At 59.1% G+C, this 14,617-nt stretch carries 15 protein-coding genes; 8 read left to right on the top strand and 7 right to left on the bottom strand.

The features are described 5' to 3' along the window. Positions 1-68: 68 nt before the first annotated feature. From holA to ABJH13_RS16505, 4 genes are all read right to left on the bottom strand, one after another. Positions 69-1,070 (bottom strand): DNA polymerase III subunit delta, encoded by a 1,002-nt coding sequence (holA, locus tag ABJH13_RS16520; protein ID WP_348407309.1) that lies wholly within the window; start codon positions 1,068-1,070, stop codon positions 69-71. Continuing rightward, on the bottom strand, positions 1,067-1,546 hold the full coding sequence (gene lptE / locus ABJH13_RS16515; RefSeq protein ID WP_348407308.1) for an LPS assembly lipoprotein LptE: 480 nt from the start codon (positions 1,544-1,546) through the stop codon (positions 1,067-1,069). The genes holA and lptE overlap by 4 nt, the downstream gene beginning before the upstream one ends. Then, positions 1,533-4,070: a leucine--tRNA ligase gene (leuS, locus tag ABJH13_RS16510; RefSeq protein ID WP_348407307.1), complete on the bottom strand. Its 2,538-nt coding sequence runs from the start codon at positions 4,068-4,070 to the stop codon at positions 1,533-1,535. Before leuS ends, lptE begins: the two co-directional genes overlap by 14 nt. An 85-nt stretch (positions 4,071-4,155) precedes the next feature. Beyond that, positions 4,156-4,650 (bottom strand): DUF3576 domain-containing protein, encoded by a 495-nt coding sequence (locus tag ABJH13_RS16505; protein WP_348407306.1) that lies wholly within the window; start codon positions 4,648-4,650, stop codon positions 4,156-4,158. Between the two features lie 279 nt (positions 4,651-4,929). Here ABJH13_RS16505 and ABJH13_RS16500 point away from each other — a divergent pair, with 279 nt between their 5' ends. Together ABJH13_RS16500 and ABJH13_RS16495 are read left to right on the top strand one after the other, a co-directional pair. After that, positions 4,930-5,886 (top strand): porin, encoded by a 957-nt coding sequence (locus tag ABJH13_RS16500; protein WP_348407305.1) that lies wholly within the window; start codon positions 4,930-4,932, stop codon positions 5,884-5,886. Between the two features lie 104 nt (positions 5,887-5,990). After that, complete coding sequence (locus ABJH13_RS16495) at positions 5,991-6,644, top strand: YggS family pyridoxal phosphate-dependent enzyme (RefSeq protein WP_348407304.1); 654 nt, start codon at positions 5,991-5,993, stop codon at positions 6,642-6,644. On the opposite strand, the gene ABJH13_RS16490 is transcribed toward ABJH13_RS16495, so the two are convergent. Together ABJH13_RS16490 and ribA are read right to left on the bottom strand one after the other, a co-directional pair. Continuing rightward, on the bottom strand, positions 6,641-7,150 hold the full coding sequence (locus ABJH13_RS16490; protein WP_348407303.1) for a L,D-transpeptidase family protein: 510 nt from the start codon (positions 7,148-7,150) through the stop codon (positions 6,641-6,643). The two genes, ABJH13_RS16495 and ABJH13_RS16490, sit on opposite strands and share 4 nt — an antisense overlap. Beyond that, positions 7,147-8,235, bottom strand: coding sequence for a GTP cyclohydrolase II (gene ribA / locus ABJH13_RS16485; RefSeq protein ID WP_348407302.1), 1,089 nt, complete (start codon positions 8,233-8,235; stop codon positions 7,147-7,149). Before ribA ends, ABJH13_RS16490 begins: the two co-directional genes overlap by 4 nt. A gap of 160 nt (positions 8,236-8,395) precedes the next feature. Here ribA and ABJH13_RS16480 point away from each other — a divergent pair, with 160 nt between their 5' ends. The 5 genes from ABJH13_RS16480 (at position 8,396) to ABJH13_RS16460 (ending at position 11,961) form a co-directional block, all read left to right on the top strand. Next, positions 8,396-9,082: a response regulator transcription factor gene (locus ABJH13_RS16480; RefSeq protein ID WP_348407301.1), complete on the top strand. Its 687-nt coding sequence runs from the start codon at positions 8,396-8,398 to the stop codon at positions 9,080-9,082. A 267-nt stretch (positions 9,083-9,349) separates the two neighbouring features. Next, positions 9,350-10,138: an exodeoxyribonuclease III gene (locus ABJH13_RS16475; protein WP_348407300.1), complete on the top strand. Its 789-nt coding sequence runs from the start codon at positions 9,350-9,352 to the stop codon at positions 10,136-10,138. A gap of 54 nt (positions 10,139-10,192) precedes the next feature. Continuing rightward, the gene (gene trxA / locus ABJH13_RS16470; RefSeq protein WP_348407299.1) at positions 10,193-11,107 is read left to right on the top strand and encodes a thioredoxin; all 915 of its coding nucleotides are present in this window, start codon (positions 10,193-10,195) and stop codon (positions 11,105-11,107) included. Between the two features lie 27 nt (positions 11,108-11,134). Then, positions 11,135-11,779: an LON peptidase substrate-binding domain-containing protein gene (locus tag ABJH13_RS16465; RefSeq protein WP_348407298.1), complete on the top strand. Its 645-nt coding sequence runs from the start codon at positions 11,135-11,137 to the stop codon at positions 11,777-11,779. Beyond that, complete coding sequence (locus ABJH13_RS16460) at positions 11,776-11,961, top strand: Trm112 family protein (protein WP_348407297.1); 186 nt, start codon at positions 11,776-11,778, stop codon at positions 11,959-11,961. Before ABJH13_RS16465 ends, ABJH13_RS16460 begins: the two co-directional genes overlap by 4 nt. On the opposite strand, the gene ABJH13_RS16455 is transcribed toward ABJH13_RS16460, so the two are convergent. Then, entirely contained in the window at positions 11,958-13,220 is a 1,263-nt protein-coding gene (locus tag ABJH13_RS16455; protein WP_348407296.1) for an FAD-dependent monooxygenase, read from the bottom strand. The genes ABJH13_RS16460 and ABJH13_RS16455 overlap by 4 nt on opposite strands. A gap of 47 nt (positions 13,221-13,267) precedes the next feature. Between ABJH13_RS16455 and ABJH13_RS16450 the strand changes: the two genes are divergently transcribed. Further along, on the top strand, positions 13,268-14,596 hold the full coding sequence (locus ABJH13_RS16450; protein WP_348407295.1) for an amidase family protein: 1,329 nt from the start codon (positions 13,268-13,270) through the stop codon (positions 14,594-14,596). The last annotated feature ends 21 nt before the right edge of the window (positions 14,597-14,617 follow it).

The following is a 14,617-nucleotide window of genomic DNA, read 5'->3' as shown; positions in this document are numbered from 1 at the left end:
CCGACAGTATCCACGGATACCCTCACGGGGCAACTGTTGCCACGATGTGCGCGCCAAGTTGGCGTGGCCTAGCGCGTGGCCAGCATAGCAAGACGGATAAACCCGCGTTCAACCAACGCCATACCGGGCGCGTGTTGCCCCGCAGACCGCAGTTGCAGGTCGATGTCCGTTAATAGCGTAATCGCGGTTTCTAGTTTGGGCGCACCCCAGCGGCGCGATTGCGCCAGCATCCTGTCGCGATTTGGGCCGAAAATCGCCGGTCTGCCAGATGTATCGCAGGCGGCCCGGTGCAGCGCCCGGAAATGCCGCATCGCCCCGATGCACAGCCCCACAGGCGTGGCCCCTTGGGCGATCAATTTCTGCATCACCGGCCCGATATCTTGCGCGCGGGCGTCCGCCACAACCATCAAAATATCGTCAATAGCGGCCTCGGTTGATGTGGGGGCGCAGGCGGCGATATCGGCCAGCGAAACAGGCGTATCATCGCCCATTTTATACAGCGCGATCTTTTCAACGGTCTGGCGAAAATCACCGGGGTCGATCGTTTGCGCCAGATCCCCAAGCGCGGCCATCGCGTCTTGGGGCACCTGACCCACACCGGCATCGCGCAATGCGGTTTCGATTTCGTCGCGGGTTGGGGGATTATCATAGATGCCCACGGCATAGGCCTGCGGGTGGCTTTCGAACGCTTTGCGCACCTTTGAGGTCGGTTTGAGGGCGCCGCCCGTCACCACCATCTGGGCATCACCGGGCTGCCATGCCTCAAGCGCGGCAAGGATCGCAGGGGCGGCGGTGTCGTTTACCTCTTCGATAAAGACCGCACGGGGGCCGGGGAAAAACCCCACCGCCTTGATCGCATCCACCACCATGGCGGGGTCTTTGCGGCACTCCGCACCCGACATCCGGCTCAGCCGCATTTCCTCTTCGGCGGTGGGGCCCAACAGGGCCGACAGCACCTGCTGTCGTTTCAGGGCCACGCGCATGCCATCAGCACCGTAAATCAACAGCCCTGTTTTGTTGGCATCAGGCTTGGAGAAATAGACGTTGGCGTCGCGCGTCGACAGTTTCATCCCAGATCTGCGACCAAAACACGTGCGACGATTTGATCGGCCAGCAGCACCATCAACCGCTGTTGTGCATCGCGTTCAGCCGCCGAGGTGGCAACCGTTGTGCCCGCAGCCGAATACCCGGTGAAGTTGGTCACCGTCCCCGAAGCCGTCACACGCCCGGTGCTGGTTTCGACCAACGTATAGCCCGCCGTGCCCAGCACATTATAGCGTGTGGTGATGCCTTCGGTGTCGACGGCAAGACCCTCTTGGCGGGTGCTGACGGTCAGTTCCAGATTATAGACAGGGTCCGTTGCGCGGCCCAGCTTTTGTTCGAACCGCTGGGTCAGCAAAAATGCGTTACGGGTACCGGGCTCGGACACAAGGATGTTGTCTTGCAATGTGGTGCCGTTGCCGTTGGGGGCGTACACGGGCGTAAACCCACAGGCGGCCAAGACCACCGGCAACATCAGCAATATCTTGCGACTATACGACAACATTCACGATCCGTCCTGGCACCACGATGACTTTCTTGGGGCTCGCACCATCCAAGCTTTTGACAACAGCCTGATCTGCCAGCGCCACCTTTTCAACCTCTTCTTTGGACATATCCGCAGGTACGGTGATTTCGGCCCGGCGTTTGCCGTTGATCTGAATGGGCATGGTCACGGTATCGGACACCAACATAGCGTCGTCTACTTGCGGCCACGGCGTTGTCGCGATCAGCCCGGTCCCGCCCTGACGGGTCCAAACGTCTTCGGCCAGATGCGGGGTCATCGGGGACATCAACTGCGCCAGCGTCATGATCGCCTCGCGTTGGGCGGCATGCCCGGCCTTGGATTTTTGCAAAACAGCGGTAAAACCATAAAGCTTTGCGATTGCTGCGTTAAACCCGAAACTCTCGATGCCGGTGGTCACATCGTGGATGCACATATGCATCGCGCGCAGCAGGTCGGTGTCGCCTGTGCCCTTGGCGTCTTTGTCCATGGTGCTGATGCGTTCGCACAGGGTCCAGATGCGGGTCAGGTGCTTGAATGCGGCCTCGGCGCCGCTGGCCGTCCATTCTACATCGCGTTCGGGGGGGCTATCGCTAAGAACAAACCACCGCGCAGTGTCAGCCCCGTAGGCCGAAATAATATTGATCGGATCCACCACGTTTTTCTTGGATTTCGACATTTTCGCCGATGGGATGGTCTCTACCTCGGTGCCGTCGGTTAGTTTGCCGTCGGTCACGTCTTCGGGCAGGTGGTAGACGGGGCGGTTCTTGTCATCGCGGGTTTGGTAGATTTCGTGCGTGACCATGCCTTGGGTGAACAGCGCGTTAAACGGTTCATGCGCGGATTTCGGCAGATGCCCGGTGACTTCCATCGCGCGGGCAAAGAATCGCGAATAGAGCAGGTGCAGAATCGCGTGCTCAATCCCGCCGATATATTGATCGACGTTCATCCAATAGGCCGCGTCTTCCTGCACGGTGGGCGTATCCGCATGCGGCGAAGTAAAGCGTGCGAAATACCACGAACTATCGACAAACGTATCCATCGTGTCGGTTTCGCGCTTGGCGGGTTTGCCACAGGACGGGCAGGCGCAATTGCGCCACGTGGGGTGCCGGTCGAGCGGGTTGCCCGGCACGTCAAAGCTGACGTCGTAGGGCAATTCAATCGGGAGGTTTTCTTTCTTTTCGGGCACCACGCCGCAATCATCACAATGCACCACGGGGATCGGGCAACCCCAGTACCGCTGACGGCTGAGACCCCAGTCGCGCAGGCGGTATTTTGTCTGGCCAGTGCCTAGTTTATGCGCCTCGAAATAGTCAATCGTGGCGTCGATCCCGTGCTGACCCGTGGCTTCGGTGATGCCGGCGAAATGGTCGATATAAACGATGGTTTCGGTTTTGGCAGGCACCAGCGCGTCTGTGCCGACCTCGGCGGTATCGCCGGGCATGTGAAACGCGTTTTGCACCGGCAGGACGTATTTGCGTGCAAAATCCAGATCGCGTTGGTCATGGGCGGGGCAGCCGAACACGGCGCCTGTGCCATAGTCCATCAGGACGAAATTGCCGATCCAGACGGGCAATTCCACACCATCGTAGATCGGATGCGCCACCCGCAGCCCGGTGTCTATGCCCTTTTTCTCGGCCTTTTCCATGGCCGCTTCGGTGGTGTCCATCTTGCGGCATTCGTCGATGAAGGCGGCCAGATCTGGGTGCGTGGTTTCCAGCGTCTTGGCCACGGGGTGATCCGGCGACACCGCAATAAAGGACGCGCCGCGCATAGTGTCGGGGCGGGTCGAATAGCACAGGATCGTGCCGTCGCCGTCTGTGCGCTGGAACGGAATTTCGATGCCGCGGCTCTCGCCGATCCAGTTTTCCTGCATCAAGCGGACCTTGGCGGGCCAGTTATCCAGCCCATCCAACGCGTCTTTTAGGTCTCCGGCCATGTCGCTGATCTTGAAGAACCACTGCGTCAGCTCGCGGCGCTCTACCTCGGCGCCCGACCGCCAGCCTTTGCCGTCGATCACCTGTTCGTTCGCCAGAACCGTCATGTCGATGGGGTCCCAGTTTACCTGAGCGTTCTTGCGGTAGACCAACCCGGCCTTGAGGAAATCGAGAAACAGCGCCTGTTGTTGGCCGTAATAATCCACATCACAGGTGGCAAATTCACGTGACCAATCGATCGACAAACCCAAAGGCTTCATCTGGTCGCGCATGTCCTTGATGTTGTTATAGGTCCAATCCTTGGGGTGCCCGCCGATGGCCATTGCGGCGTTTTCCGCAGGCATGCCAAAGGCATCCCACCCCATCGGGTGCAGCACGTTATGCCCGGTCGCCAGTTTATAACGCGCGATCACGTCGCCCATGGTGTAGTTGCGCACGTGCCCCATGTGGATGCGCCCGGACGGATAGGGGAACATTTCCAACACATAGTATTTGGGTTTGTCAGCCGACCGAACGGCCTTAAAGATCTCGTCCTTGGCCCAGGTTGCTTGCCAGCGGGCCTCGATCTCGGCAGGGGTGTACCGCGTCATGCGTGCGTCCTTTTAACGTCAGAGCGCCGGAAGCCGTGTTTTGAACGGGTCCCGGCGCTGATATCTACATATATATTTCGTGTGTCTAGAACCGGTTGTCAGCGATCCGCAATTGGCGCGCCCGGCTCAGGATAGCGTCTTCGACGGCGCGAATGGTCGCCGCACTGGCTGGGCCGTTTTGCGTTTGCAGCGATACATTCAGCGCGCGGGCATCCAGCGCCGGGTCGTTGATCAAAACCGTGGCGCGATAGGCGCGGCCACCGCCGGGGGGGCGGCCAAATCCGGTGATGATAACCCCGGTGAATGGGTCAACCGATTGGACCGGCAAGAAGTCCAGCACCTCTAACGAGGCGGACCATATATACTTGTTGACCGCAACGTTGGTTTCCACATCACGGCGACCGAAGGCTTCCCAAATGGTCTGTGACCCGGCGCCTTCTGACAGCCGCGCGTCGCTTCTGTCAGTGTCGGGGTCGCTGGGCGCGCGTACGGTGTCCTCGCCATCGCGCGCGCCGCAGGCAGCCAACGTCGCGGCGACAAGTGTGATGGCCAAAAGCCTGAGAATACGAGGTGATGTCATGTCTATACCTGCTGCTCGGTGTCGGCTGCACATTAGTCCATGTGTTGGCACAGGGACAAGGGCGTTATCTGACATAACATCAACGCGGTTTTATGCCTGCGCAGCGGGGCAATTTAGCGGCCTCTACGGGGGTGTGGCAAACGAGCATCAGCTTTTTGAAATGTAGATAGGCTGACCACGTCGGACTTGAGGTTAAGACGCCCCTCATACAGAACACCTTTACAACTTGACTGGCCGCGGCTGGTCAGGGACGGAACCTAATAACTGAGGGATTTTGAAATGAAAAAAGTTCTCCTTGCATCGACAATGCTCGTTGCGACAGGCGGCATGGCTGCAGCAGACGTTACATTCGGCGGTTACGGCCGCTTCGGTATCTTGTATGAAGAAGACCGTGGCGCGGGCGCAGAAGAAGAAACACGCGTTGAAAGCCGTTACCGGTTGAACATCGACGCGTCGACAGAAACAGACGCAGGCATCCGTTTTGCTGCACGTATCCGTGTTGAAGCAAACGAAAACGCTGACAACTCCGCAAACCAGGGCGCGTTCTCTGGCGCACGTTTCCAAGTGTCCTCCGGTGGCCTGCGCGTTCGCGTTGGTAACGTATCCGGCGTAACAGACGCGGCAGAAGTTGTTGACTACTTCGGTTTCGAGCCCGGCCTGGTTGGTCAAACCGGTCAATACGCAAACAGCGGTGTTTCTTTGCCAGCGTTCTCCAGCACTGGTGCGGGTAACAACGGCATCAACGTCAAATACGAATTTGGCGACTTTGCTGTTATGGCGTCTTACACAGACGACCACTCCGTAAACGACGGCGGCACCATCGGTACGACAGTTGCTTTCGGTGACTCATACGAATTGGGTGCATCCTACAACTTCGGTGGTTGGACTGCCGGTGTAGTGGTTGCGCAGTTCGAAGCAGCTGGCGGCGCAGCCGCAACGAGCGACTTCTACTTGGCAACACTGTCCGGTACCATCGGTATCGCTGATGTTTCCTTCTTGGTCTCCGACTTCGAAGCAGACGATGATGTTGTTATCGGTGCATCTACATCCATCCCAGTTGGCGCAGCAACAAACATCGTTGCATCCATCTCTGACGGTGGCGAAGACGCAAACGACACATCCTACGGTCTTGGCTTCACACACTCCCTCGGTGGCGGCGTGAAACTGAGCGGCATGGTCGGTTCCAACGCAGACAGCAACACAATTGCTGATCTGGGTGTTCGCTTCGACTTCTAAGTTGATCTGAACAATCCAAGATTTTGGGGCGGCCTTCGGGTTCGCCCCTTTTCTTTTGTGTCATGCCCTTATGTTGTAAGGCGTAGGGAACAATAGGATAGACCATGAGTTTGCAAGACATCTCCAACCGTGTGCAATCGGCAGAACAGGCCGCAGGTCGTGCGCGTGGGTCCGTGCAGTTGATTGCCGTGTCCAAGGTACAGCCAAACGACCGCGTCGCGGCAGTGCTTGAACAGGGCCATCGGTGTTTTGGTGAAAACCGGGTGCAGGAGGCTGCGGGCAAATGGCCAGATTTTCGCACCCAACATGACAGTGTTGACCTACATCTAATCGGGCCCGTGCAAACGAACAAAGCGCGTCAGGCCTTTGACCTCTTCCAAAGCATCCATTCGTTGGATCGCCCTAAATTGGCGACTACATTTGCGCGGCTCGCGCAGGAAACCGGCACCTGCCCTGCGCTTTTTGTTCAGATAAACACCGGCGAAGAACCGCAAAAAGCTGGGGTTTTGCCCGCGGAGGCAGATGCATTCATCGCAGACTGTCGCGCCCTTGATCTGGCGGTAAAGGGGCTGATGTGTATCCCCCCGGTCACCGAAGAAGCGGCCCTGCATTTCGCGCTTTTGGCCAAGATCGCCGACCGCAACGGCCTCACGGGGCTAAGCATGGGCATGAGCGCCGATTTCGAAAAAGCGATCGCCTTTGGCGCAACCCACATCCGCGTTGGGTCCGCCATTTTCGGGGACCGAAGCGCCGCCTAAACCGCCATGTTATCTGAGACGATCAACCGGGTCTGCATGCCAATGCGGGCCGCGATATGACGCAGGTGGCTGCGGGACAGAGCAATGCAGCCTTCGGTCGGGTAGCCCGGCCGCCGGTATTGATGGATGAAAATCGCAGACCCTTTTCCCGATATGGCATGGGGCCAGTTCCAGCCAACGATGATCACCAGATCATACAGCTGATCTGCCCGGCGCAACACCTCGTGACGCCCGGCATAGGGCGCGCGGACCATCGTGTTGTAATCGCGCTGCGTGACATCATCTGACCACAGATCGCCGGGCTTGATAGGCCGCGCCCAATCTACGGGGCGGGCCATGCGGTCGGGCCGGTATAACATGCCACCAATCGGGTGGGTGCCAATTGGCGTAGCGCCGTCCCCTTCGCGTTTCTGGGACGTGCACCCCGTTTTGCCTATGGTGCAGGGATAGACCTGCCCCTGAAACCGCAGGCCCCGCGGGGTCAAAACCATATCATCGGGCGTCACAGAAGATGTCCTGATTTGCGGGCCTTGGTCGCCAAATACGCGGTGTTGTGCCGGTTTCCCCCAACGACCAGCGGCACACGTTCGGCGACGGTGATCCCGCTGGCTTGCATCATCTCGACCTTTTTGGGGTTGTTGGTCAGCAACCGCACACTGCCAAACCCAAGGCTTTTCAAGATATCTGACCCCAGGCGAAAGTCGCGCTCGTCGTCTTCAAAACCCAGCCTGTGGTTGGCCTCGACGGTATCGAACCCCTGATCTTGCAGCGAATAGGCGCGCATTTTATTGGCCAGCCCGATCCCGCGCCCCTCTTGATTGAGATACAGCAACACACCTTGGCCAATTGCGCCCATTTGGGTCAGTGCGGCGCGCAACTGGGGGCCGCAATCGCATTTGAGCGACCCCATCAGATCGCCGGTAAAGCAGGCCGAATGCAGCCGGGTCAACACAGGTTGCGACCTGTCTACTTGCCCGATTTCGATGGCGTAATGCTCCTCGCCGCCATCGTCGGGGCGGAACACGTGCAGCTGACCGGCCTCTGACACCTCTAATGGCAGGCGCGCCCGGACCACCGCCCGCAAGGGGCTGCGCTCTGACAAATGCGCCTGTGTTTCGGCCAGCGAAAGGGTTGTGAGGTCGTTGGCCTTGGCAAAACCCGCCGCGTTTTCTAGGGGGGTCACCACGGCGGCGGGCAACAGCCGCGCCGATTTGGCCAGTTGAATGGCCGCGCGGTGTGCATCGACAGGACCGCCACGCTCACATTTCAACGGCCCTTTCAGCGGGGTCATCAGGTCTGCGGACGGGTCGGCGATACTGCGCAGCCATGCGAACGTGTGATCCGTGGGCAGCGCGATCCGGGCAAGGTCACCGTCATAGGCAGGCGCCTTGAGCGTCTCGGCACGCCGCGCGGTGATGGCGATGACACTGGTGGCCGGGAGGTCCCGAAGGGCCGTGAGCCGCCCTGTGGTCAGGGTTTCTATTGCGCAAACCAGCACCGGGTGATCGCCGGTTATCACCACCGGAACGCCCATTCGCAGGTCCGCGCGCGCGCGCGCCAGCCGCTCTACACTGTCTGGACCGATGTTCATGATGTTACAACGCCTGCATAATTTGAGCCTGATCTAGGCTAATTCGGAGGAAATTGAAACATTTGATGGAATTGTTACACGAGCGCGTGAAAGATTTTATCACACGCTTGCGCGACGGCGCGTGAAGGCACATTTCTGTTACGACAAAGGGAGGTAACCCATGCCACAACTGAAAAAGATCCTGCTGGTCGATGATGATGACGACCTTCGCGAAGCGCTCAGCGAGCAATTGATTATGACCGAAGACTTTGATGTCTTCGAGGCTGCTAATGGCGCCGATGCCATGGTTCGTGCCAAAGAGGCGCTGTATGACTTGGTGATCCTGGATGTCGGGTTGCCCGACACCGATGGCCGCGAACTGTGCCGACTGATGCGCAAACAAGGCGTGAAAAGCCCGATTTTGATGCTGACAGGGCACGATAGCGATGCCGATACGATCTTGGGTCTGGATGCGGGCGCCAATGATTACGTCAGCAAACCGTTCAAGTTTCCGGTGCTGTTGGCGCGGATCCGCGCGCAATTGCGCCAGCACGAACAATCAGAAGATGCGGTGTTTCAGTTGGGGCACTACACCTTCAAACCGTCGGTGAAGATGCTGGTGACCGAAGACGACAAAAAGGTGCGTCTGACGGAAAAGGAGACAAATATCCTTAAATTCCTGTACCGGTCGACCGACGGCGTAGTGCCGCGTGACGTGCTGTTGCACGAGGTTTGGGGCTACAACGCTGGTGTGACCACCCACACCTTAGAGACACATATTTACCGTTTGCGTCAGAAAATCGAGCCTGATCCCTCAAATGCGCGGCTTTTGGTCACCGAATCCGGCGGATATCGACTTATGGCGTGAACGTTGGGGTTTTGTTAACCATTTAAAGTCTATAGTTTAAACAGAGGGTGCTTCAATAGTCATTCGCACCCTTTTCCGAGATCCCGCGCATGTCCGGGTTATGACATGCACCTCCCTGTTGGACTTGGCCGGGCCTTGTGCCCGGTCTTTTTTTGCCTGATCGCAGGGATATCTGTCTTTCTACGATAGCCGCCTATACCCGCGTTTCGCCATGGCGAAACCTGCGCCTGCGCGTTAGGGTGCCGCGACAGCAGTGGGAGCGCGCGTATGACTTTTTCTTTGGCGACATGGAACATCAATTCGGTGCGGTTGCGGGCTGATCTTGTGCTCAAACTTCTCTCCGAAGAAAGCCCAGATGTGTTGTGCCTGCAGGAATGCAAAAGCCCGGTTGATAAAATCCCCACCGATCTCTTTGCGCAGGCGGGCTATGGCCACATGGTCGCCCGCGGCCAAAAGGGATATAACGGCGTTGCGATCCTGTCGAAACAGCCGATCCGTGAGGTTGGCGCGCATGATTTCGCAGGGCTTGGTCACGCGCGGCACATTGCCGGACAACTGGAAAACGGCGTGACGGTGCATAATTTCTACGTGCCTGCGGGCGGCGATGTTGCCGACCGGACCGTGAACGAGAAATTTGGTCAGAAGCTGGATTATCTGACCGACATGCGCGACTGGTTCCGCGATAACCGGCCTGAAAAGTCAATTCTCGTGGGCGATTTGAATATTGCCCCCCGCGAAGACGATGTCTGGGATCACAAGAAACTGCTCAAGGTGGTTAGCCACACCCCGATCGAGGTGGACCACCTGGCCGAGACCCAAGACGCGGGTGGTTGGGTCGATGTCACACGCAACGACATCCCCGAGGGTAAACTTTATAGCTGGTGGTCCTACCGGGCGCGCGATTGGGACGCGGCCGACAAAGGGCGCCGGCTTGATCATGTGTGGGCCAGTGCCGATATCGCGACCGCTGCACATTCCAGCCGTGTGATGCGTGCGGCGCGGGGCTGGGAAAAGCCAAGCGACCATGCCCCGGTTTTTGCCAGTTTTGACCTTTGAAAAACGCGGCGCCTTCCCATATAACCCTGACGCAACCCTGAAGGATAAAAGACAATGGACCTGAACCTGAGCGCGGCCCCTGCGGCGGATGATCTGATCAAGGATGCGACCGAAGCGACCTTTATGGCGGATGTCGTCGAGGCGTCGCAGACCGTCCCGGTGATCGTGGATTTTTGGGCGCCGTGGTGTGGCCCTTGCAAGACGCTTGGCCCACAGTTGGAAGACGCCGTGCGCGCCGCCAAAGGGGCGGTGAAGATGGTCAAGGTGAACGTCGACGAGGCGCAGATGATCGCGGGCCAACTGCAAATCCAGTCGATCCCGACGGTCTATGCGTTTTCCAAGGGGCAGCCTGTGGATGGGTTTCAGGGCGCGGTTCCGCAGTCCGAGATCAAGGCGTTTGTTGACCGTGTTGTCAAAGCAGCGGGTGGCGAAGCCCCCGGAGAGAGCCTGGATGAGGCCGTGGCCGCCGCCGAAGATATGTTAACCGAAGGTGCAGCGACAGATGCGGCGCAAACGTTCGCCGCGATTTTGGGCGAAGACCCTAACCATGCGAGGGCTTATGGTGGCATGGTGCGCGCGCATATCGCTATGGGTGAATTGGATCAGGCCGAGGCGATCCTAAACGGCGCGCCCGCAGAAATTTCAACCGCCCCCGAGTTGGAAGCCGCAAATGCGCAGCTGGAATTGGCGCGCCAAGCCCAAAGCGCAGGGCCGTTGGATGACCTAAAGGCAGCCGTCGACGCATCCCCGGACGATCATCAGGCGCGGTTTGATCTGGCCTTGGCGATGCATGCAAACGATGATGTCGAGGGCGCGGTTGACCAACTGCTGGACCTGTTTCGCCGGGATCGTGAATGGAATGAAGGCGCGGCCAAGGCCCAGTTGTTCACGATTTTTGAGGCCCTCAAGCCCAATGACCCCATCATGTTGAACGGCCGGCGCAAGCTGAGCTCTTTGATATTTGCCTGAGGCCGTGCGCGGGCTAGGTCACGTAGTATGATAAAACCAGCAGAGCTTCCCGAGACGATTGCCATCTTTCCGCTGCCGGGCGCGCTGTTGTTGCCCCGGTCGCGGTTGCCGCTGCATATATTCGAACCACGCTACCTGCAGATGTTTGAAGATGTGTTGAAAACGCCGACCCGCCTGATCGGGCTGATCCAGCCCAACGAGGTTCCGGGCCGTAGCGGGACCGGTTTGCACACCATCGGGTGCGCGGGCCGTGTCACGCAGTTTTCCGAAACCGAAGACGGCCGGTATTTGATCACGTTGGGTGGGGTGTCGCGGTTCCGTGTGATGCAAGAGGTGCAGGGCTTCACGCCCTATCGCCGCTGTGAGGTCACATGGGATGGGTTTGGCCGTGATCTGGGCCCGGATGAGCAAGACGACGGGTTTCAACGCAGCGATTTCATGACAGTGCTGGAGCGCTATTTTGACGCGCGGGAATTGTCGGCAGATTGGGATACCCTCACCGAGGCCGATGACGAGCTGCTGATCAATTCGCTGTCGATGATGTTGGAATTTGACCCCGAGGACAAGCAGGCCTTGCTAGAGGCCCCGTCCCTGACGACCCGGCGCGAAACGCTGGTGACGTTGATTGAATATCACCTGCGTGGCGGGCACGAAAGCGAGATGATCCAATGACCGAAACAACCATCGACTTTGACCGCCGCATGTTAGAGGCGTTGATTTGCCCGCGCAGCCACACAACCCTGACCTATGATGCCGACCGCCAAGAGCTGGTTTCGGCGTCGGCCAATCTGGCGTACCCTATCCGAAATGGCATTCCGGTGATGTTGGTCGACGAGGCGCGCGCCCTTGTTTAAAGGGATTTGCCTTGCAGCAATCGTGGTAAATCGCCGGTTAACCCGGCGGCTTCGCGGATAAAGCTGCGGCGCAGTCCGGGGATCCTTGCCACAAGGCCCATCCCCAGATCTCGGACACCACGCGCCACGATATTATCGTTCGAAAATAAGCGGTTAAAGGTGTCGGTGGCCAACGCCAGCGTGGCATTGTCAAACCGCCGCCATTGTTGGTACCGCCCCAGTACTGGCGCGGCGCCAATGTCTTCGCCACGGCGGGCCGCATCGGCGATCACATCAGCGAGTGCGGCTATATCGCGGATCCCGGCGTTGAGGCCCTGCCCGGCGATGGGGTGCACACCATGGGCGGCATCCCCCACCAAAGCCACGCGTTGCGCGATCAGCGCATTGGCCAGCGACAGCGACAGCGGATAGGTAAACCGTTTTCCTGCAAGGGAAATATCGCCCAAAAAGCTGCCAAACCGCGGGCGCAGAACATCCAGATATTCGGCATCGGGCAGGGCGTTTATCGCGCGGGCGTTGTCGTCGGTTTCGCTCCAGACGATCGAAGATCGGTTCTGTGTCAGCGGTAAAATCGCCAGAGGGCCGGGGGGCATGAAAAACTGATGCGCAACCCCGTGGTGGGGGTGGGTGTGCGCAACGGCACAGACCAGCGCGGTTTGGCCATAGCCCCACCCGGTGCGCGTGATGCCTGCGCGCTGCGCTGTGCCAGATCCACGTCCATCGCATCCCACCACCAGCCGGGCGCGGATGATTTTCCCAGAAGCCAGCGTGACCGACGCGCCGGTGTTGTCGACATGCTGTGCAACGACGGGGTCGGCATTGATCTGGGTGATCGGTTTGACCTGTGTGACCGCGTCCAAAAGAGCAGGGCGCAGGTGTCGGTCTTCGACCATGTACCCCATGGGCCCTTCTTCGATTTCGGCGTGATCAAAGTGCATGAAAAACGGCGATGGCCCTTCGCCGGCGCGCCCGTCGCTGACCTTGATATCCAGCATGGGTTGGGCGTCATCGGCGATGACATCCCAGATATCCAACGCGTCAAACAACCGGGTGGAACTAAGCGCCAATGCATAAGACCGTCCATCAAACCCTGCGGCTTTGCGGGTTTTGACGGGCAGGGCGTCGATCAGTGTCACGGTTTGCCCGGCTTTTGCCAAAGCCAGAGCCAAGGCCGGGCCGTTCAGACCGCCGCCGACGATTGCGATGTCGCTGTCAAATGTCATACTCCTCCATAGGATGCGGGTTGGGGGATTGTCCATGCGCGCTTGCGTCGCTACCGTCGCGCCGGACATATCAGGAGCGTAAGATGCAACAGTGGTTAACCATGACAGCGGCCGATTTGGGGCGGGGAATTGCGGCTGGCGATATCGACCCGGTGGCGCTGACCCAGACCTATCTGGGTGCGATCAACACACACCCCCTGAAAGACCGCATTTATGCGCGGATTACCCCAGATCGGGCCTTGTCCGAAGCGCAGGCTGCAGCGGCCCGCGCGGCATCTGGGCAACGGTTGTCGCCACTGGATGGTGTGCCGATCAGCTGGAAAGATCTGTTTGATACTGCGGGGGTTACGACCGAAGCTGGGTCTAAGTTGCTCAAGGGGCGGGTGCCCGAGGTTGACGCGCATGTGTTGGCCAATGCGACCGCCGCCGGGCTGGTGTGTTTGGGCAAAACCCACATGTCCGAACTGGCATTTTCGGGCTTGGGGTACAACCCCAGCACCAACACGCCGCCCTGCGTGAATGATGCCAGTGCCGTGCCGGGGGGGTCATCCTCTGGGGCTGCGGCGTCAGTTGCGTTTGATTTGGCCGTTGCGGGGATCGGGTCTGACACGGGCGGATCTGTGCGGATCCCGTCTGCGTGGAACGATCTGGTGGGGTTCAAGACAACCTCGGGCCGTCTGAGCCTTGAGGGTGTTGTGCCGTTGGCGTTGCGGTTTGATACGGTTGGCCCGCTGTGCCGGTCGGTCGAAGACGCCAACCTGCTGACGGCTGCGATGGAAGGGCGCGCGGCGTTCGATCTGGCGGGTGCGTCGTTGGACGGTAAGCGATTCGCCATTCTTGAAACGGTGGCGATGCAAGACCTGCGCCCCGAACCTTTGGAGGCCTTTCAACAGGCGATCCTGAAATTGAACGGCGCTGGCGCGCAGGTCGAAAAGATCACCGTTCCTGAGGTGGAAACCGCGATGGCGCAAACGACTTGTGTCTATACATCAGAGGCTTACGGCCTGTGGCGTGATGTTATCGAAGACAACCCAGATGCGATGTTCGCCGAAATCCGCGACCGGTTTAGGCTGGGCAACAACTACACCGCCCCCGATTACGTCGCGGCTTGGGCCAAGCTGGAAGAGGCCCGTCGGGCCTATATCAAAGCGACGGCTGCCTATGATGCGGTGTTGTTGCCAACGTCGGCCATTTTGCCACCCCATCTAGACCGCATGAACACGGACCACGACTATTACGTGACCGAAAACCTGCTGTCGCTGCGCAATACACGCATTGGCAACCTGTTGGGGCTGTGCGCGTTGAGCCTACCAACCTCTGTGCCCAGTTGCGGGTTGATGATGATGGCGCCGCCCAATTGCGAAGGGGCCCTATTGCGGGTTGGTGCGGCGGCCGAGGCAGCACTGGCGTAAAAGCCACAAATGCCCAGAAAG

It is taken from the genome of Roseobacter sp. (assembly GCF_039970775.1).
Classification (GTDB): Bacteria; Pseudomonadota; Alphaproteobacteria; order Rhodobacterales; family Rhodobacteraceae; genus Roseobacter.
The sequence above is the reverse complement of the archived record's forward strand: the minus strand, read 5'-3'. Positions and strand labels throughout refer to the sequence as shown.